Source organism: Vibrio sp. 10N.247.311.51 (genome assembly GCF_041467855.1).
GTDB classification, from domain to species: Bacteria; Pseudomonadota; Gammaproteobacteria; order Enterobacterales; family Vibrionaceae; genus Vibrio; species Vibrio coralliirubri.
The window spans coordinates 61808-82395 of the sequence record NZ_JBFSVK010000024.1; the positions used below are offsets into that span (position 1 = coordinate 61808).

The 20588-nt window shown below is 42.3% G+C and carries 17 protein-coding genes; 15 read left to right on the top strand and 2 right to left on the bottom strand.

What is annotated here, in order from left to right; all coding sequences use genetic code 11:
• Nucleotides 1–113 precede the first annotated feature (113 nt).
• The 8 genes from ftsB (at nt 114) to rpoS (ending at nt 6127) form a co-directional block, all read left to right on the top strand.
• Nucleotides 114–395, top strand: coding sequence for a cell division protein FtsB (gene ftsB, locus AB6E85_RS19090; RefSeq protein ID WP_010435786.1), 282 nt, complete (start codon nt 114–116; stop codon nt 393–395).
• Nucleotides 395–1096: a 2-C-methyl-D-erythritol 4-phosphate cytidylyltransferase gene (gene ispD, locus AB6E85_RS19095; protein WP_372143682.1), complete on the top strand. Its 702-nt coding sequence runs from the start codon at nt 395–397 to the stop codon at nt 1094–1096. Before ftsB ends, ispD begins: the two co-directional genes overlap by 1 nt.
• Before the next feature lie 2 nt (nt 1097–1098).
• A complete protein-coding gene (ispF, locus tag AB6E85_RS19100) occupies nt 1099–1578 on the top strand; it encodes a 2-C-methyl-D-erythritol 2,4-cyclodiphosphate synthase (RefSeq protein ID WP_004739053.1) in 480 nt (159 codons plus the stop codon).
• Nucleotides 1579–1600: 22 nt separating this feature from the next.
• A complete protein-coding gene (truD, locus tag AB6E85_RS19105; protein ID WP_061040292.1) occupies nt 1601–2647 on the top strand; it encodes a tRNA pseudouridine(13) synthase TruD in 1047 nt (348 codons plus the stop codon).
• 81 nt (nt 2648–2728) lie between these two features.
• Nucleotides 2729–3472 (top strand): 5'/3'-nucleotidase SurE, encoded by a 744-nt coding sequence (gene surE, locus AB6E85_RS19110; protein ID WP_372143684.1) that lies wholly within the window; start codon nt 2729–2731, stop codon nt 3470–3472.
• Nucleotides 3473–4099 carry a protein-L-isoaspartate(D-aspartate) O-methyltransferase gene (locus AB6E85_RS19115; RefSeq protein ID WP_017059029.1) on the top strand — a complete coding sequence of 209 codons (627 nt, stop codon included), beginning with the start codon at nt 3473–3475 and terminating at the stop codon, nt 4097–4099.
• Between the two features lie 34 nt (nt 4100–4133).
• A complete protein-coding gene (gene nlpD, locus AB6E85_RS19120) occupies nt 4134–5048 on the top strand; it encodes a murein hydrolase activator NlpD (protein ID WP_050620526.1) in 915 nt (304 codons plus the stop codon).
• A 98-nt stretch (nt 5049–5146) separates the two neighbouring features.
• Nucleotides 5147–6127 (top strand): RNA polymerase sigma factor RpoS, encoded by a 981-nt coding sequence (gene rpoS / locus AB6E85_RS19125; protein WP_372143686.1) that lies wholly within the window; start codon nt 5147–5149, stop codon nt 6125–6127.
• Nucleotides 6128–6267: 140 nt separating this feature from the next.
• Here rpoS and mutS read toward each other — a convergent pair whose 3' ends face one another.
• Nucleotides 6268–8853, bottom strand: a complete 2586-nt coding sequence (mutS, locus tag AB6E85_RS19130) for a DNA mismatch repair protein MutS (protein ID WP_372143688.1) — start codon at nt 8851–8853, stop codon at nt 6268–6270.
• Nucleotides 8854–9027: 174 nt separating this feature from the next.
• Here mutS and AB6E85_RS19135 point away from each other — a divergent pair, with 174 nt between their 5' ends.
• Nucleotides 9028–10362 carry a tyrosine-type recombinase/integrase gene (locus AB6E85_RS19135; protein WP_372143690.1) on the top strand — a complete coding sequence of 445 codons (1335 nt, stop codon included), beginning with the start codon at nt 9028–9030 and terminating at the stop codon, nt 10360–10362.
• A 108-nt stretch (nt 10363–10470) separates the two neighbouring features.
• Here AB6E85_RS19135 and AB6E85_RS19140 read toward each other — a convergent pair whose 3' ends face one another.
• Nucleotides 10471–11649 carry a hypothetical protein gene (locus AB6E85_RS19140; protein WP_076655935.1) on the bottom strand — a complete coding sequence of 393 codons (1179 nt, stop codon included), beginning with the start codon at nt 11647–11649 and terminating at the stop codon, nt 10471–10473.
• Nucleotides 11650–12407: 758 nt separating this feature from the next.
• On the opposite strand from AB6E85_RS19140, the gene AB6E85_RS19145 reads away from it, so the two are divergent.
• From AB6E85_RS19145 to AB6E85_RS19170, 6 genes are all read left to right on the top strand, one after another.
• On the top strand, nt 12408–13085 hold the full coding sequence (locus AB6E85_RS19145) for an inovirus Gp2 family protein (protein WP_372143692.1): 678 nt from the start codon (nt 12408–12410) through the stop codon (nt 13083–13085).
• Between the two features lie 60 nt (nt 13086–13145).
• On the top strand, nt 13146–13826 hold the full coding sequence (locus AB6E85_RS19150; RefSeq protein ID WP_372143694.1) for an inovirus Gp2 family protein: 681 nt from the start codon (nt 13146–13148) through the stop codon (nt 13824–13826).
• Between the two features lie 60 nt (nt 13827–13886).
• Nucleotides 13887–14486: an inovirus Gp2 family protein gene (locus AB6E85_RS19155; protein ID WP_372143696.1), complete on the top strand. Its 600-nt coding sequence runs from the start codon at nt 13887–13889 to the stop codon at nt 14484–14486.
• A gap of 69 nt (nt 14487–14555) precedes the next feature.
• Nucleotides 14556–14744 (top strand): AlpA family transcriptional regulator, encoded by a 189-nt coding sequence (locus AB6E85_RS19160; RefSeq protein ID WP_076655945.1) that lies wholly within the window; start codon nt 14556–14558, stop codon nt 14742–14744.
• 79 nt (nt 14745–14823) lie between these two features.
• Nucleotides 14824–15264, top strand: coding sequence for a ribonuclease HI (locus AB6E85_RS19165; RefSeq protein WP_372143698.1), 441 nt, complete (start codon nt 14824–14826; stop codon nt 15262–15264).
• A 387-nt stretch (nt 15265–15651) separates the two neighbouring features.
• On the top strand, nt 15652–20583 hold the full coding sequence (locus AB6E85_RS19170) for an AAA domain-containing protein (protein WP_372143700.1): 4932 nt from the start codon (nt 15652–15654) through the stop codon (nt 20581–20583).
• Nucleotides 20584–20588: the final 5 nt, after the last annotated feature.

The following is a 20588-nucleotide window of genomic DNA, read 5'->3' on the forward strand; positions in this document are numbered from 1 at the left end:
ATAATTCCCCGACTTATTGATTCCCTGACACCACATATCTCGCACCAATAAGCTCATTATGGTATATATGTGCCTTATTCTAGTTCCTTCTTTTTCAACCGGCGAAAGGTGTTATGCGAATTTTTGCTTTAGTACTGCTCATAGTGTTTGGCTGGCTACAACACACACTGTGGCTCGGTAAAAATGGTATCTCTGATTACTACGGTGTGAACAACGAAATCCAAGTTCAACAGCAAGTAAATGAAAAGCTGCATATTCGAAATGCAGAAATGTTTGCTGAAATTGACGATCTACGCCAAGGCTTAGACGCGATAGAAGAACGCGCACGTCATGAACTTGGAATGGTCAAAGAAGGCGAAACGTTTTATCGCATCATTGGTGAGGAATCCCATTAATGTCGACTCAACTTCAAAGCGTGATTGCCGTTGTACCTGCGGCGGGCGTCGGTAGCCGAATGAAGGCAGACCGCCCTAAGCAATATCTCAAGATTCACGGCAAAACAATTTTAGAGCACACCGTTGAGAAATTACTGTCTCACCCACAAGTCGCTCAAATTGTCGTTGCGATCAGCGATGATGACCCATACTACCCTGAGCTAGCTCTCAACCTGAACCCGCAAGTGATCAGAGTGTCTGGCGGAAGCGAGCGAGCAGACTCTGTACTCTCTGCGCTAAACTATATCGCTGAGCAGCAGCTTAGTGATTGGGTAATGGTTCACGATGCGGCAAGGCCGTGTGTTCAGCTAAGTGACATCGACAAGCTAATTTCCGGTGCAATGAGCCATGATGTGGGCGCTATTTTAGCGGCTCCAGTTCGTGACACGATGAAGCGCGGTGCCCAAGGGCAGATTGAGCATACCGTTGAGCGAGCTGATTTATGGCATGCACTTACGCCGCAAATGTTCAGAGCAAAGCCTCTGTGGAATGCACTAAGCGAGGCGTTGCACCAAGGTGCTTCGATTACTGATGAAGCCTCAGCCTTTGAATGGAAAGGTTTATCGCCTGCTTTAGTGGCAGGGCGTTCAGATAATTTTAAGATTACTCAGCCTGAAGATTTAGCGCTTGCTGAGTTCTATTTAAGTCAGAATAAGGAATAATGATGATTCGTATTGGCCATGGCTTTGATGTACATAAGTTTGGTGGTGAAGGCCCGGTAATTATTGGTGGTGTAAGCATCCCTTACGAGCAAGGTCTTATTGCACACTCAGACGGTGATGTTGCCCTTCATGCGTTGTGTGACGCTCTATTAGGTGCGATTGCTGCGGGTGATATTGGTCGTCATTTCCCTGATACCGATGACGAATGGAAAGGCGCGGATAGCCGTGAACTACTGAAAGATGTTTACCGTCGAGTAAAAGAACAAGGTTACGTGATTGGTAATGCCGATATTACTATCATGGCGCAAGCTCCAAAGATGGCACCTCATATAGACTCTATGTGCCAAGCTATTGCTCAAGACCTAGAAACCAGCATTAGCAATGTGAATGTAAAAGCGACGACTACTGAGCGTTTAGGCTTTACAGGTCGCAAAGAGGGCATCGCATGTGAAGCGGTGGTCCTAATTACTAAAAGTGCGTAAGCACCAACACGAAAAGAACAGCATGTCAGATATTTTATCTTCATTGGCTTATCTAAACGGTAAACCAACTGCGAAAGCAAAACTAAAAGCAAAAGCCGAACACTTTGTCGTTAATGAAGACTTGGGTTTTGAGTTTACTGGTGAAGGCGAGCACCTAATGGTTCGTATTCGTAAAACTGGTGAAAACACGAGCTTCGTAGCAAACGAGCTGGCTAAAGCTTGCGGTGTTAAGTCGAAAGACGTGAGCTGGGCAGGTTTAAAAGACCGTCACGCGGTGACTGAGCAGTGGTTGAGTGTACACCTACCAAAAGGTGAGCCTGACTTTTCAGCTTTCTTAGCACAGTACCCAAGCATTGAGATCTTGGCGACAGCACGACACAACAAAAAGTTACGCCCGGGTGATTTAGTTGGCAACCAATTCGAGCTGACTTTGTCTGAAGTAACAGACTGTGATGATGTCGTAAAACGTTTGGAAAAAGTCGCTCAAGTCGGCGTGCCAAATTACTTCGGTGCTCAGCGTTTTGGTAATGAAGGTAACAACTTATCTGAAGCTCGTCGTTGGGGCCGTGATAACGTTCGTACTCGTAACCAGAATAAGCGCAGCTTGTACCTTTCTGCGGCTCGCTCGTGGATTTACAACCTGATCCTGTCAGACCGTATTGAGCAAGATGCGTTTGCATCGGCATTGGTTGGCGATATTGTCATGAAAGACGGCGCTCAACTAGCGGTAACTGCGGACAATATCGAAGCAGTAAACCAAGACATCGCGAATGGCGCTGCATGGGTTACTGTTGCTTTGGCTGGCGATAATGCTTTGCCAACGACTGATGAGTCTCAAGCGTTAGAGCAAAAACATCTTGATTCTGAACCTGACCTGATGGCGCTGATTCGCGGTAACCGCATGCGTCATGACCGTCGTGAAGCATCGTTAAAACCAACCGATCTAACTTGGGAAGTGAACGAAGATAATGTCACTCTTAAGTTCTCTCTAGACGCCGGTTGTTTCGCAACCGCTATCGTTCGTGAGTTGGTTGAAGAAGTACACGTAGAAAGAACCTACGAGCAATAACGATTCTGCTTGGAGCTGGGTCACTTGATATTGGAATTTAAGTGACTTGGCTTAGCATGGGAACAAAAGAAAGGATACAAGATGAAGATTTTACTTAGCAATGATGATGGTGTGCACGCTCAAGGTATTCATGAGCTGGCAAATGAGCTACGTGATCTTGCTGAAGTTATCATTGTTGCCCCTGACCGTAATCGCTCGGGTGCGTCAAATTCATTAACTTTAGAACAGCCTCTGCGTGTTCAAGAGATTGCTGAAAATACCTATTCGGTACAAGGAACACCGACTGACTGTGTGCATTTTGCGTTAAACGAACTGCTAAAGAATGATATGCCTGATCTGGTATTAACGGGCATTAATCACGGTGCTAACCTTGGTGATGACGTGCTTTATTCAGGCACGGTGGCTGCAGCAATGGAAGGGCACTTTCTAGGCGTTCAATCGGTCGCGTTTTCTCTGGTGGGAAAAAAACATTTTAAGACAGCGGCAGCGATTGCTCGTCGTATTGTCGAACAGCATTTAGCAAACCCAATCCCGACCAACCGCTTGTTGAACGTAAACGTTCCTGATTTAGCCTTAGAACAACTGTCTGGTACTCAGGTGACGCGCCTAGGTGCTCGTCATCACGCTGAAGATATGATTAAGCAAAAAGACCCGCGTGGTCACGATATCTATTGGCTTGGTCCTCCGGGCAAAGAACAAGATGCCGGTAAAGGCACCGATTTTTACGCGATTGAGCATGGCTTTGTGTCGGTAACACCGTTACAAGTTGATCTGACGGCGCATGAGTCGCTGGGTGCGATGGCAACATGGTTAGGAGAAAAGTAAGTGAGTAATCCGCAAGCTGAGCGTTTAATTACTTTTCTGATTGAAAATGGTATTCAGGATCAAAAGGTTCTTGATGCGATCTACCAACTGCCGAGAGAGAGCTTTTTATCACAGGCGATGTATCACCAAGCCTATGATAATAATGCGCTGCCTATCGGTCAGGGTCAGACAATCTCACAGCCATACATTGTTGCTAAAATGACAGAGCTACTTGAATTACAACAAGATAGCCGTGTCTTGGAGATCGGAACGGGTTCTGGTTACCAAACTGCGGTATTGGCTCAACTTGTTGATCATGTTTATTCGGTTGAAAGAATAAAGTCGCTACAATGGGATGCCAAGCGTAGGTTGAAGCAACTCGATTTCTACAATATCTCAACTAAGCACGGTGATGGTTGGCAAGGTTGGTCTTCAAAAGCCCCTTTTGATGCGATTATTGTTACCGCCGCTGCAGAGTCGATTCCTCAAGCGCTTCTGCAACAGCTGAAAGATGGCGGGCGTTTACTGATTCCAGTCGGTGATGACGAACAGCAACTATTGAAGATCGTTCGACACGGCGATGAGTTTTTATCGAGTGTTATCGAGATGGTGAGATTTGTACCTCTTGTTCCTGGTGAGCTAGCTTAATAAAAGACTAATGGTGTAGGTGGATAGAGAGTCGATGCGTTCGAAGTTGTTAAAAGGAAGTACTTTACTGCTTAGCTGTGCCCTTGTTGGGTGTGCAGCGAATTCGCCTGCGCCCGTTTCAAGCCTAAACAAGAATTACTCATCGATTGATCGTGGTAGTTATCGTGGCAGTTACTATGAAGTTAAAAAAGGCGACACCCTTTACTTCATCGCCTATGTCACCAATAAAGACGTTAAAGATCTTATCGGTTATAACAAGTTGTCTGCTCCTTACACTATCCACCCGGGGCAGAAGCTTAAGTTGTGGCGTCCCAGCTACAACGCGCCAGCGTATGGCAAGTCAACGGTAGCGGCAGCAGCAGTTGCTGCGCCTGTCGCCGCATCCACAACGTCATCTGCGGCAAGTAAACCGAAAACTACACCACAAAAGAGCAAAAACTCTAAACCAGCTCCAGCTCAAACTACCACCAAAGTGGTGAAAAAAGATCCACCAAAGAAGGTTGAACAATCTAAATCAAAGGAGTATGTTGGTTCTAAAGGTAAACAGAATGTTACACCGTCCACCAAACCAACAAGTGATAAAGTATCCAAATGGTTATGGCCAACTAAAGGGAGAGTAATCAAGAATTTCTCTGTAGGCGAACAAGGAAATAAAGGCATAGACATAGCAGGACAGCGAGGTCAGCCAATAGTATCTACTGCAGGGGGAACGGTTGTTTATTCGGGTAATGCACTACGAGGCTACGGCAATCTAGTGATTGTGAAGCACAATGATAATTACTTAAGTGCATACGCGCATAACGACCGACTACTAGTATCTGAAGGGCAAAGTGTGAAACCAGGGCAGAAGATTGCAACAATGGGAAGCTCTGGAGCCAGCAGTGTTAGGCTGCACTTTGAGATTCGTTACCAAGGTAAATCCGTTAATCCAAAACGATATTTACCTTAAATACAATATGCAAAAATTACGTATTGTATGGAGTGACATAGTCATTTAGCGACATATGAAGTTGTAATGTCATGCTAATTTCGCCAGGGGGAGGCGTTATGAGTATAAGCAATGCAGTAACCAAAGAAGAGTTCGATCTTGACCAAGCAACCACGGAACCGGAAGCTCTTGGAAAAGCAAAACGAACAATCACTAAGAAAACCGAAGCGAAAGAAGAAGTTGAAGTTACGTCTAAAAGTTTAGATGCCACTCAACTCTACTTAGGCGAAATCGGTTTCTCACCACTACTAACCGCTGAAGAAGAAGTGCTATACGCACGTCGAGCTCTACGCGGTGATGAAGCAGCACGTAAACGCATGATCGAAAGTAACCTGCGTTTGGTGGTAAAAATTTCACGTCGTTATAGCAACCGCGGCCTTGCACTTCTCGATCTAATCGAAGAAGGCAACCTAGGTTTAATTCGCGCCGTAGAGAAGTTTGATCCAGAGCGTGGCTTCCGCTTCTCAACTTACGCGACATGGTGGATTCGTCAAACCATTGAACGTGCGTTAATGAATCAGACTCGCACTATCCGTTTGCCAATCCATGTTGTGAAAGAGCTGAACATCTACCTACGTACTGCAAGAGAGCTATCACAAAAGCTTGATCATGAACCAACGGCAGAAGAAATTGCTTCTAAGCTAGATAAGCCGGTTGGTGATGTGAGCAAGATGCTTCGTCTAAACGAACGAGTGAGCTCTGTTGATACGCCAATTGGTGGTGACGGTGAGAAAGCGCTGTTGGATATTATTCCAGACATCAACAATTCAGATCCTGAGGTTTCAACTCAAGATAGCGATATCAAGAACTCGTTGATTTTCTGGCTTGATGAACTGAACCCGAAACAGAAAGAGGTGCTTGCACGTCGATTTGGACTACTGGGTTATGAACCGTCAACATTAGAAGAAGTAGGCCGCGAAATCAGCCTGACTCGTGAGCGTGTTCGTCAAATCCAAGTTGAAGGTCTTCGTCGTCTACGTGAGATTCTTATTAAGCAAGGTCTGAATATGGAAAACCTGTTCAACGTAGAAAACGACTAATTGAACAAGTGATGCTTCTCTAAATCGAAGACAAATAAAAACGCTGACTTTAAGTCAGCGTTTTTTTGTTTGTGGCTTTGGTATTTCATGCCGTCTAATCAAAATAACAGTTCGGCAATAACAAGCTACTTGGTAAGAAACTAAAGCAGCTTCTTCAAGCGGTAAAGTTCTTCTAATGCTTGGCGAGGAGTTAGATCATCAGGATCAACATTCGCTAGCGCTTGCTCCACTTCACTTGGTTCTGGGATCAGGCTCAGTTGATTTGCGATATCGACACCGCTTGGCTTCGATGTTGGCGACTCGATACTTAACGCTTCTAGTTGAGTCAGCTTCGCACGAGCATTCTTGATCACCGCTTTCGGTACGCCAGCTAAACCTGCAACCGCTAGACCGTAAGATTTACTTGCTGCACCTTCCTGAACTGCATGCATAAAGGCAATGCTGTCACCATGCTCAACCGCATCTAAGTGTACGTTTGCTAAAGTTGGAAGTTGGTTAGGCAATTCAGTTAGCTCAAAGTAGTGCGTTGCAAACAGTGTCATCGCATTGATTTGGTTGGCTAGCCACTCTGCACTTGCCCAAGCCAGGGACAGACCATCGTAAGTACTGGTACCACGACCGATTTCATCCATTAGCACTAGGCTATTTGGTGTGGCATTGTGCAGGATATTCGCCGTTTCTGTCATCTCAACCATGAAGGTTGAACGACCAGAAGCCAAATCATCGGATGCGCCAATACGGGTAAAGATACGGTCGATAGAACCAATCGTCGCGCTTTCTGCAGGAACATAACAACCGATATGAGCCATTAATGCGATGAGTGCCGTTTGGCGCATGTAGGTCGATTTACCACCCATGTTGGGACCAGTGATGATCAGCATCTTACGTTGATCATTTAGGTCGATAGGGTTAGCTATGAAAGGTTCGTCCATCACTTGTTCAACAACAGGGTGACGACCGGCCTGAATTTGTACGCCAGCAGACTCAGTCATGGTTGGACGACAGTAATCAAGGGTATCTGCACGCTCAGCCAAGTTCTGTAGAACATCAAGCTGAGATACCGAAGAGGCAATGTTTTGTAGGCGCTCTAGATACGGCAGTAGCAAGTCAAACAACTCTTCCCAAAGCTGTTTCTCGATAGCGAGCGCTTTCGACTTAGAGTTAAGTACTTTGTCTTCGTGCTCTTTTAGCTCAGGAATGATGTAACGCTCAGCGTTTTTCAGCGTTTGACGGCGAACATAGTGTGGCGGTACAAGATGGCTTTGCCCACGGCTTACCTGAATGAAGAAACCGTGTACGTTGTTGTAGCCAACTTTAAGCGTGTCGATGCCATGACGTTCACGTTCTTCTTGCTCAAGCTTATCAAGAAATTCGGTTGCGCCAGCTGCAAGGTCGCGCCATTCGTCTAACTCGGCATTGTAGCCTTCTGCAATCACACCACCGTCACGGATAACCACCGGTGGGTTCTCTTTGATTGCACGCTCAAGCAGTTCAGAAACCTCATTCACAGGAGAGGCATATTGAGCAAGTTGAGTCAGGTACGGGTGCTTAAGTTGCGTTAGCGTTTCAGCAAGCTCTGGTAAGTATTCCATCGCTTGGCGAAGTCGTGCCATATCACGAGGGCGAGCAGAGCGAAGTGCCAGTCGAGCAAGAATACGTTCGATATCACCAATCTGCTTTAAGGTTGGCTGTAACTCTGTGAATAGAGCCAAATCTTTCATCTCACCAATCGCATCTAGGCGCTGATCGAGTGCAGAGATATTGCGCATTGGTTGATGTAACCAACGCTTAAGCATGCGGCTGCCCATAGCTGTCGCAGTGTGATCAAGTACTTCGGCAAGGGTGTTATCAGTACCACCACCAAGATTTTGCGTGATCTCTAGATTGCGTCGAGTCGCAGCATCAAGGATCACCGAGTGATCTTGCTTATCCATCGTCAAAGAACGGATATGTGGAAGGGCAGTACGTTGGGTATCTTTTACGTATTGGATCAAACAACCAGCCGCACATAGGCCCAGTTTCGCACCTTCTACGCCAAAGCCAACCAGATCGCGAGTACCAAACTGCTTATTCAATTGCTGCTTAGCGGTGTCTAATTCAAATTCCCATACCGGGCGGCGGCGGTTGCCATTACGGCTTGCCATTAGATTGACAGGTTCGAAATCTTCAGGGAACAGTAGCTCACGTGGTGAGGTTCTCTGCAGTTCTGCGGCCATTGCTTCTTCGGTTTCTGGCTCGCAGAGTTGGAATCGACCGGAGGTAATATCCAGTGTCGCGTAACCAAACTTACCGTTGTGATGGTAGATGGCTGCAATCAGGTTATCAACGCGCTCAGAAAGCAATGCCTCATCGGTCACGGTACCGGGTGTAACGATACGTACAACAGCTCGCTCAACAGGGCCTTTTGAAGTTGCTGGATTACCAATCTGTTCACAAATTGCTACGGATTCACCAAGTTGTACTAACTTTGCAAGGTACCCTTCAACGGCATGGTAAGGAACACCCGCCATAGGAATAGGCTCACCGTTTGATGAACCGCGTTTAGTCAGTGAAATATCGAGGAGTTGAGAAGCTTTTTTAGCATCATCGTAGAAAAGCTCGTAGAAATCGCCCATGCGGTAGAACAGCAGAATTTCTGGGTTTTCTGCTTTCAGTTTTAGGTACTGCTGCATCATAGGTGTATGCGCTGCTTTTATGTCTTTGTTTTTAGTGGTTTCTTTTTGCATTAAGTTACTTTAAATCAATGAGTTATGAATTTATGGGATCTTCAACAAGTCCCACTAAGTATCAAAGGATTTCACTACAGCGCGATCATTAGTGTAGGTAAAAGTGTAGTTTTTTTATTTCCTATACTAGATAATACAATCGCCGCACAATATTGCGATAAGGGACCCCGATAAATGGCTGATAAGAAGAATATCAAATCTATAACGAATAAGACAATTGAGGCGCTAACGGCTAAGAAAGGTGTCTTGTCTGATACTGGAGAAAACCGAGGGCTAAGAATAGCCTGTGGAAAGACGGGCAGGAAAACTTTTACCTATCGCTATAGAAGCCCAGAGTCAGGTGGTAAACTTGTACAGATTAAGCTAGGTATCTTTCCTGATATGTCACTTGAGCAAGCTCGCATTAAGCTTCGCGAAATGAAAGCCATAAGAGAGCGGGGAATATGTCCAAAGGCTGACTTAGAAAGGCAAGAACAAGAGCGGCGTAAGTTATTAAAGACTGAGCGTGTTAATAGCATTACTCTCAAAGATGTGATCGATCATTATTTAGAAAATTATATTCAAGACAGATTTACTTCTTCTGGTGGAGTGATCTCAGGAGCTCGTAAGGCAAAAGGACAAAAAGAAGTTAGACGAACCTTGTATGTTGATATTGTCGCTCTTCTTGGAGATAGATCTGTTATGGAAGTCGGCAAAAGTGACATTACGTATTTAATTCAAGGGATCATTGATAGAGGTGCGCCAGTACAAGCAGGCTCTGTGTTACGAGAGCTATCCAGTGCCTATGAGTATGCTATTGGTATGGATTATCTCCCTGAAAACTTTGTCAATCCAGCGCTGTTGGCTATTAATAAGTTTAAGAAGAGTAAGGTTAAGCTGACTAATAATAAAGGTAAGAGAGTGTTAGACCATTCTGAGTTATCTAGATTTATCAAATGGTTGCCGAATTCGAGTTTTTCTAAAAACATAAGAGGTATTCTCCGAATGACGCTGTGGACAGGCTGTCGTACTGGAGAGGTTTGCGACTTAGAGTGGCAGCAGATTGATTTTGATAAGAACACCATTTATTTAACTGAAACAAAAAATGGTAACTCTCGTTATGTTCAGCTGCCTTCTCAAGCTGTTCAGTGGTTACGTAAATGGAAAGAGGTTAAATCATACCCTCAATCTATCTATGTTTTTTCTACTTCTAAAGGAGGTTCTCACGTAGTTCAAAAACAACTAACTCAGTATACGTGGCGAATGCGTAGAGATGGATTAATGATTGATATGCCGCTTTGGACTCCTCACGATCTACGACGAACAGTACGAACGGAATTAGCACGTATGGGATGCCCTACGGGAGTTGCTGAAGCAGTATTAGGGCATAGTGTTAAAGGCATTGAGGGAACATATAATTTGCACCGCTATGAAGCTGAGTGTCGAGAGTGGCTACAGCGCTGGGCTGATGAGTTAGACTCGATAGTAAACGTTAAGACTAATATTGTTCAGTTTCCCGAAGTGGTATAATGTCGTAGGGTAAAGGGGGAGATGCCTATATTTATCCCCTTTACCGCTATAAGTTTTAACCTTGAGGGCTGCTCTGCTCGTTGCCATTTGCATCTGACATTTAAATGGTTAATCTTCTTTCGTCTTTTTCAGACTCTTATATTCTTGCCTGATTATTTTATTGAGAGCTTGTTTGATTTTTGATGGATACTTTGATTCAGTTATACCGATAAGCATATCCCATTGCTTTTGAGAAAAGGTTAGAGTGAAGTCTTTGCACTCACTCTTGTCTAAGGAAAACTTATCTCCTATCAGTTTGAACCGATCTTCAAATTCTTCTTTCTTCGTCGTAGTATAGAGGATGTCAAGAAATGAGATAATGCAGTATTGCCTAATGGTAGGGTTTTCAACTGGCGGATAAAATCGAAGGATACTGTATTGTTTAATAAGTCTTTCGTAGGTTTTGTTAATCAGCTCACTACTATCATTTTTCATAATGCCTCGAGATGCAGGCACTTTGCCATAACATTGCTGATAGAGCCGCTTAGCTTGCGTGATGAAACGTATGTTTTCAGAACGATATGCTTCTTTTGTAAAAGCAATGGTATGGAAGTGATCAATCATTTTTTCTATAGCATTCGGGTCATTTACCGGGTCATAGTGTTCTATTGGCCTTAAGGCTTCTATGTATGGTTCATACTCCTTTTGGATCTTAGTTATTTCTTCTTTATCTTTTACTATAAGTTTGTCGACTAGCTGATCAACCAGCTCAGGATCGCAGGCTTTTCCTTCACGCTCCCTATCCTTAACAATTCTTTTCCGTTTAATATCACGCAGCTTACTTTCCCGTGTTTGGTGTCCAATAGAGTTAAATTTAGGCCAAAAAACCTGACCTATATAAATTTTTGAATAACGGTTGCTTGTTATCAGTATGTTGCTTTTTATGGATAGTTTAATTAGTGAGTAAAGAAAAAAATCCGCCCTTGTACTGTTGAGCCAAGATATATAGAAATTTGGAATTATGCATTTTTTTGCTATGTAAAGTAGGTCATTCAAGAGTGTTTGTAGCTGCTCCTTCACATCAAGACTGAAACTTCCGTTCTCTAACACTTCTGTTTCAATGTCTAGTTTTTCAGCAACAATTTCAGTGAAGTGATGCTTGAGACCGCGCTGTTGCATAACAGATAAGTCATAGCCATTTAATAGGTGATTGTTTTGTTTGAAGTATAGGTAGCTTATGTAAAAGCGAAGCTGAGTGTTATCAGCCGTATCTCGCACAAGGGTAAATCGATAGCTAGGACCTTTCATAAGTCATGCACTCTCGTAGGCATTTTCGAAAGAAATACATTATATTTTTCAGTTGGAAATTACAAATTATAGACAAGAAAAATCGAAATATTTCGGCAAGAATTTTCATTGATTGAGATGGGGTGGGCCCTATACTTGATCATGGTGCTATAAGGTTTATTTTAAGAAGTTCTACATTTTGGTGTTTTGTATTACAGTAATCTATTGTTATTTCTTCTATGAAAAATTTGTTTGAGCATGTAGTTGAGAAGTGTCGTCTTGCAAAAATTAGTACTGCTTTCTTTTGGTATAAAATCAAACTTTAAGGGAGTACGTCATCCAACTTCTCAAATAAAAACATGAAATAGAGATGATAGGAGTGAATCAGTTTGATTAGTTGATGAAGGAGCGTTATTTGAGATAACCCGGAGTGTTAAATGAGCCTATCACCTTTGTTTGTATTCAGTTGTCATCATGTAACTTGAAAGCGAAGGGGTATTTCATTCCTATAAAAATGCACCATCAGTTGTTGATTATTTGTATGCTTGTTGTTGGTTTGAATAGTGTGAAAGCCTAATTGAAACGCTTTAAACCTTGATCGGGGGAAGGAGGATATGTCTGTCTGGTTAGTATTATTACGTTAATAACTAAACATCTACCATACCTAGTACACGACTACATCATCACGTATCCCTGAGTCACACCAAGTGACTCACAGTACACCATTATAAATAACGGCATCGACCTATCTATGAACCTCAACACAGGAGTAGATAGGAATGAATGTTCGTTCTAGAAAAAACAAAAACCTTAGACTCACCATTAAGAAAACCTTTCTTGGTCATCCTATCCAGACGGCACACGGTCCACTGTACCTCGACTACTTAGAAAAAATGCACGCCACCATTGAACGAGCATTAGATGACTATCCTCGCCTCATGGCTATCCGTGTAGATTTGAGATTTCCAAAGCTAAGAGCCAATGAAGAGTGTGGCAATGTCATCACAGATTTTATCCGCTCGTTGCAGTCACAGATAGCTTACTCTGGAAAGCGAAAAAAAAGACAAGAGGGTGGTAGGGTTCATCCCTGCAAAGTTCGAAATGTTTGGGTTAGAGAGCGCTCTACCTCAATGAATGATCACTATCACTTATTACTCATGTTCAATAAGGACAGATTTAACTGGTTGGGACAAACTCAAACGCCAAATGATAATTTAGGCTCCTTTATCGTGGAGGCATGGGCGAGAGTCGTCGGTGTTGATTATGAAGAGGCAAATGGATTAGTACATTTCTCAAAGAAGAATAGTGACAGCGTGGTTATTCATCGCTTGAACCGTAACTCTGATGACTTTGACGACGCGTTTGATGAGCTATTTAAGCACATTAGTTATTTAGCCAAAGAAGACACGAAACACTTTGGTAGCGGTAGACGGAATTTCGGCCATAGTCATAAGTAGTTTAAAAATTACTGCAGTGACAGTTCCTGTGGGATTAACAACAAACCACAGGATACTAGAATGCCAAATCAGCTCAACGCTACTCAACATCACTCAGAAGCGTCTAACCACCTCACCATCACTCATGACCGAACGTTTAAAGGAATGCCACTCTACTACCACGAGGGTGGTCTTATCCTTGAGTATTTGGCGGATATCGATCAAGTACTGACTGAAGCACTAAATCAATATCCGAGACTCTTTGCTGTTCACCTCAACCTAAACCTACCGAGTCAATTCAGGGGCGATTACCTAACGGTGTTTGCCCATTTCTTTCGTACTTTAGAATCGGAGACTAATGAACTCTGTAAGGATAAATACACCAATGATACCTATCAACATCCACAAACGATGATCCGCTATATCTGGGCGAGGGAGTGTGACTCCACTAGCCAGTATCATCTTATCTTGCTTTTTGATCGAGAGCTCTTCCAAAGCTTAGGAACAGGTCGAGATAGTTGGGGGCGTTTTCTCTACAAAAAAGTAAGAAAGACATGGGATAGGGTGATGGAAGCTCATTCTAACCAACGATGCTCAGGGTTAGCGTATTCCCCTAACAATGAAGGTTTTGAGCTTTTATCCGACACAGAAACGTTCCCGTTACAGCTAAACGAGTTCTTCTATCGAATGAGTCGTCTCGCGAAGCTCACCACCAAACACGGCGATAACCGTAGTACGAGTTTTGGTTGCAGTCGTCGATAACCTAAAAAATCACACCACAAGCAGTACTTATGTCATTCAACTAGCCATAGGTACTGTCTCATGCCCCGCACTCCCCATACACCAGCAATAACCCATTCCACCACCTTTAACGATTATCCCGTGATCTACAGTGAGCACGGGTTGTATGAATCTGCCCTTACGAGTATGACCAACCTCTTTGAACAGGCACTAGAGCAGTTTGAGTTCACGTTAGTCATGCATTTGGGGCTATACCTTCCTAAAGACCACCCAGACACCGATTTAACCATCATCAATGACTACATCCACCAGCTTAAAAAGAAACTTAATACAGACTCACTCTATTGCTCGTGGCGTAAGCGAGCCGATAAATCCCCCTCACACAATTACCAAGTCATACTCTTGCTTGATTACAACCAGTACTTTGGCTCCGCTATCTGTTGGGATAAACGTAATCAATTAGCCAACCACCTTAAAGAGGCATGGCAAGAAGCTGTACAGAGCCACTACGAAGGCAAAGAGCGTTCATTGGTATTATTTAACGACCGAGGTAACTACGGCTTAGGGACGCGCTGCAAGAGTAAAAGTAGCGTAGTAAAGAACAATGTATTTCATCGCATGAGCCGTTTAGCTGAGGCATGGGAAGAAGAGCATTACTGTTTTGGCTCTAGCGAGGATTAACCCCACCGCACTTTTTTACAGCGGTGGCTTATCTCATGGGTATATACAAAATACAGGAGACCATTCCCAATGAGATTTCTAAAGTTAAAAGAAGTGATGGAGAAAACGGCTTTAAGTCGTTCAGCGATTTACCGAAAAATGAATAACGGTAACTTTCCATTATCAGTCAACCTTGGAGATAGAGCTGTTGCTTGGGTTGATGGTGAGATTGATGATTGGATGGAATCATGCTTGGGATTACGAGAGAGCCAAGAATAATCCAATTTACAGCAAACATACTGACCACATCAACAGGGAGCCATTGAGGGCTCCCTTTTCAATTAGAGAGAGAAATAAAATGAGTTTTTCAATTTACGTAGATGGCGCAGCACCAAACAATCAACACGGATGCACACAGGGTGGAATTGGTATTGCAGCCTTTAATGAGCACGGTGAACTAGAGTATCAAGATGGCATCACTATCAGACGCAGTACCACCAATGCAGAATTAGAGCTAATGGCCTTAATCGAAGGTCTAGAGTATGCGCAGGATGGCGATGTCATCTACTCAGACAGTGACTTTTGTGTGAAGGGGTATAACGGTTGGTTAGATAACTGGAAGGATAAAGGTTGGCGCAAGTCAGACAAGAAGCCAGTAAAGAACCGTCATCTATGGCAACAAATCGACGAACTGCGTTCACAGAAATACGTAGAGGTGAGAAAGGTCAAAGCCCATTCAGGTGATAAGGGTAATGACATGGCTGACCTGTTAGCCGTTGAAGCGGCAGAAGCCGAGTAAGAAGATAGAGCACAGCTTGTTGGCAAACCGCTAGCAGGCTGTGCGGTCGTATTTATGCTTTATCCCTAGGAGTGGTGATTCGTCTTTAAGGTAGCGTTAAGCGTTTTTATAGATAACATATATCTTCAGTTAGATACGTTGAGATAAACGTTACTCCTTAATGACGTGCAAGTGGCATAACTTATGACTATGACTTGAGTTGTACATGTAAATAATATAATTTTAATAAAAGCAATAGCTTAAACTCCCCACTTAGAAACGCTAGATCTATATAATTGAAAGTATGAGGGCGATTTTGCTTTAGGCCTGTGCGTTGTGACTCTTCTATATGTCGCTCCTTATGTAAGTGGATTTTCCTTGAATGATGAGTAAACAATAAGAAAATACATGGATATCAAATATTGGGATGGTGGCCTTGAACGCCACGAAATCGATGCAATTAAAAAAATTGAAAATGTGCTGAGTACCCCAAATGCGCAAAAGCAGAAAAGTGCAAATAAAGGACAGGGGTTTGAAGCCCTGCAAGTTTTAAAAAAGTCCTTTAACGAGGGCTGGAAAGGTTACGCAGGTTTTCGCTTTGTCAATAAACATAAGCAAGGCGAAATAGATTTACTGATAGTAACCCACTGCAATATTCTTATTGTTGAACTTAAACACTGGAACGGCAAACCTGTTACTTCAAATAGAGGGAAATGGTTTTGGGGTAATGAAGATAGAGGGAAATCGCCTGTTGAGGTCACTCGCAATAAAGAGTTCTTACTGAGAAATTTACTTAAACCATTTGCAGGAAAATTTAGCAACGCTAACTTCACACCACGTGTATATTCGTTAGTCGTGATGACTGGCAACAGTAACTTTTCTGGCTTAAACCAAAAAGAACTCGCTGAAACACTTAGCTTGAATGACTTTTGTAAGTTATGCACTAATCAGAAACTATTTAATGAACGCTTTGACCCTCATTCTAAGTCCGAAGTTTTGTTAAACGATGTCCCACTGCTAGAGAAAAGCTTGCTGCTAAATGATAAGAAAGTAGAAGCAAGGCCGTTATCCGTTGATGGCTGGTTAGGGCAAGAGCAGATTTTTGAGCACCCTAATGAAGTATATAAAGAGTACTTTGCTCAAAGTGAGGCCGATAAGAATGATCGTGCCATTATCCGCAGCTGGGATTTTGATAAACTATCAAATCATGATGCTAAAACCCCTGATGGACGTATAAAAATTGCTTCTCGTGAACGTGAAGTACTCACCAAAATAAAAAGAGAAAATAGAGAGTTATACGAGCATTGTGTTTCTTCACTAACAATACCGACTAAAGAGAAGATAACCTCACAATACAACGAGGTTGTTGAGCTTCCTCACGGCCATGAACGCCTTAATGATTTTATTATTACCTATGGTGAAAACTTATCCATTGATGAGCGTGTTAACCTAGTTAGGGTGTTAATCGCTCGTTTTGCAGATTTGCACCACCTACAACTCGCTCACCGAGACATTGGTAAACACAGTATTTGGTTAAGTACTGGGCAGCGCGTTGCGCTTTCAAACTTTATTTCGGCCTTTGTTCGCAAAAAAGAAACCGTGGGTGACGTTCGAGATGAGCTATCGGTATACAACCAAGCTACGCCTTCGCTAACTCCCTATCATTATGATGTTTCTCGCCTTGCAATTATTGCGTGGTCAATTCTTGAAGCCAAACGATTAACACCTGCGCTTGAAAAATCGTTAGAGGTTGACCTTTCACAATGTGATGCGTGGTATGGCGACACGTTATTAAGAGCTCTTAACGGTAAAGATTTTGCTAATGCTGGTGAGTTTTTAGATGCTTTGGTTGAACAAGAACCAAGTAAAGAAGCTGCCTTTAGCTTTTCAACGCAAGAGCTAGAGCGATTTGTTAAGGCTAGCAAAATAAGCAAATTGCACCCTGAATTAGAAGAAATTTCTGCAAACGATTCAAAAGAAGTCTTTAAAGCTGTCACTGGTGTAGTAAAAGTTTGGAATAATATTAATCCTACTGACATTAATGCTGGTCTTGGTCTTCGCACGTTATCGTTTTTAGAGCGAGTAGAAAAACTGCAAAGCCTTAATTTAAGTTTTATTCCCACCGTTGTTGATTATGGTATTACCGCACGAGATAGCTCGTTGTATTTGGTCAATGAGTGGATTGAAGGGGAAACTATAGATCCTTACCGTATGCGTAATCGCAGAAACGATATTGTGAAAAGCTTAGTTGCCCATATTGAGCATATGCACTCGTTAGGCATTGCACATGGCGACTTAAAACCGGAGAACGTTCTGGTAGATAAACATGGTGACGTTTTTATTATTGATGTTTTAGATTTTCATCATGATGCAGAAGAGTTGCTTAATACTGAATATAGCCCTGCGGATATCGATCACAGTTCAGCCTTTGAACGTGATAATTATGCAGTAATGAAAATAAGCGCAGAACTACTGGAAATTGACTGGGGAACTGAGAGCTCAAGCTTTGAATCAGTTAGCAAAGCCATTATTCACGAACTTGAAGATGTTGATTTTGGCTTTAGAGAATTAACTCGTTTTAAAGATGCTGTTTTAAACCCAGAAAAAACAGCACAACCATCGGTTGAAACGATTGATATTGAAATAGGAGGAGCAAGAGAAAGCTTTGATCCTCTAACAATATACCCTGATAACGGTAAGTTATATGTTTCGATAGAAGACAGTGATAAAAAAGCCTCGGGTTTGGTAATGAACTTTTGTGGATTAGGTGGCTTCTTTAGGCTTTTCTTCGATCAAGTAAGTTTCACTTTTGAACATGGCTTAGCTCCTAAAACAAGAGATAGTATTTATCCTAGAGATATCGAAAATGCTGTTTTAGAACTTCCTTTTGCTATTCGTATCACTCAAGGTAGAGCAAGTAATCTAGAAGCACTCAATAGACGTATTCGACAGTTTTATAGTTTCGAAAACGCAGTTAAACAATTTCAATTAAAACAGAGAAAAGTAGAGCCTCTTTCAGTTGAGCCCCCCACCGATACTATTGAGGCTGAACATAGTGTTAAGCCAATATCGACCAAAGATCTTTGGAAGGCAATTCTTAAAACAGAGACTGAATCTCATCCATATGTAGAGCTTATTGGCGAGCCAAGAACACATAAAGATGATAAAGATATCCTTATACTGTCATACGAAGCTGAAAAAGATCCACTTGATGGCTTTACCGCTAAAGATCAGGTTGAAGCAATTATCGTTAATGATGAAGAGGACTACTTTATTGGCGAAGTTAATTTATCGGCCTCAGGATTGAATAGAGTGCAGTTATCCCGCTATTCGAAGAGAGCTCACCGCTTAACTGAAGACGATATCATTTTCTTTCGCAGTAAAGCAGATAAGTCTTCTTTCAATAAACGAAAGAACGCATTAACTCGTATTCTTGAACAAGACTCAGTTGTAGAAAATTTATCCGATTACTTTGAGCCTGACTGTGACTTAGCGCCTACAGACTATGACTTAACTGTCACCGATGAAGATTTTAAACGTTATGATCGAAAAGATGATAACGGTAATGCTATTAAGCTCAATGATAAACAACGAATAGCTTTTCAAAAGCTTCTAAGGTTTGGCCCACTTTCAATGCTGCAAGGTCCCCCGGGCACAGGCAAAACCGAGTTTATTGCTGCTTTTGTTCATTACTTAATTGAAAAACAAGGCACTGAGCGAATTCTATTGGTAAGTCAGTCACATGAAGCCGTGAATACTGCTGCTGAACGAATTCGAAAACACTGTGGCCGTTTAAAAACGGAGCTTGATGTTGTGCGTTTTAGTCGAAGTGAATCAACCATTTCCCACTCATTACGTGACGCATATTCTGATAATATTGTTAGTCAAAAAGTAGAACAATTTGAAACTCAATTAAAATATCGAGTGTTGAACCTAGCTAAGTCATTAAAAGCTCCAACTGATTATTTAGAAGCCTATTTAACCTTAGATAAGCAAATACTCTCACACATTACCGAGCAACAAAGTGCATTAATAGCACTTGATGATAAAGAGATAGTAGCTAAACAGAAGAAAGAGCTTAAAAAACAAATTGGGGAAAGAAAGTCATTAATTAACAGTAGATTGCCTCAGAGTATACGTACCAACAAAGATTGGCATGATAACTTAAGAGATGTTCATGACGGCTTAATTAAAGAGTTAAATCAAGAGTATGCTATTGAGCTAAATATCTCTAGCTCAGTTCAACGACTAGTGAAATTGTCGAAAGATATGATACGAGTTATGCAATCTGGAAATGCTAATATGGATGAATTTTTGGCTCGTTCAAAACAACTGGTTGCAGGTACTTGTGTTGGTATTGGCAACTGGAATATTGATATAGCAAGTAATCAATATGACTGGATCATTATTGATGAAGCGGCTCGTTCCATTGCAAGTGAGCTAGCAATTGCGATGCAGGTTGGCAAACGAGTGCTACTAGTGGGGGACCACAAACAGTTACCTCCTCTTTATACCGATCCTCATAAGAAAGCGTTGGCGAGACATTTAGGTATTCAATCATCGAATGATATCGATGAATTAATTGAAAGTGATTTTGCTCGTGCGTTTGAAAGTGATTATGGGAAACAGGTAGGTGCGAAACTGCTTGTACAGTATCGAATGGCTCCTGCGATTGGTACTTTGGTCTCTCAGTGTTTCTATGGTGGTGAGTTAGAAAATGGTGAACGAAAGATCCCTGATATTTACCGTGATGTGCCCGAAGCATTGAGTTCAGCTACAACGTGGCTTGATACATCAAATTTAAATAAAAAAGCATCTCATCAAACAGGTTCTGGTCGAAGCATTTACAATGATGCAGAAGCTGATGCTATTGTCGATTTGCTCAAACAGGTTGATGAAAATGAAAGTTTTGTTCATTCATTACTTGAGCAAGTAAAAGAAGGTGAAGCTGCTATTGGTGTGATTTGTATGTACGCCGAACAGAAAAGGCGTATCAGACAGAAAGTTAAAAAGGCCTCTTTGTCTGATGAACTTACAAAATTATTGAAAATAGATACCGTAGATAGTTATCAGGGCAAAGAAAATCGCGTCATTATTTTATCGGTAACACGTTCAGAGCCAAAGCAAGGTTCAGGTTTTTTAAAACTACCCAACCGAATTAATGTTGGTCTTTCAAGAGCAATGGATCGTTTGGTGATTGTTGGTGATAAGAGAATGTGGCAAGGAAAGAATAGCCAATTGCCATTTGGTAAGGTTATTAAGTTTATGGAAGAAAACGCTAGTGAAGACTTGTATCGCTTTGTAGACATTACAACCAAAAAACTTAAGAAGGCGGTATAACTCTT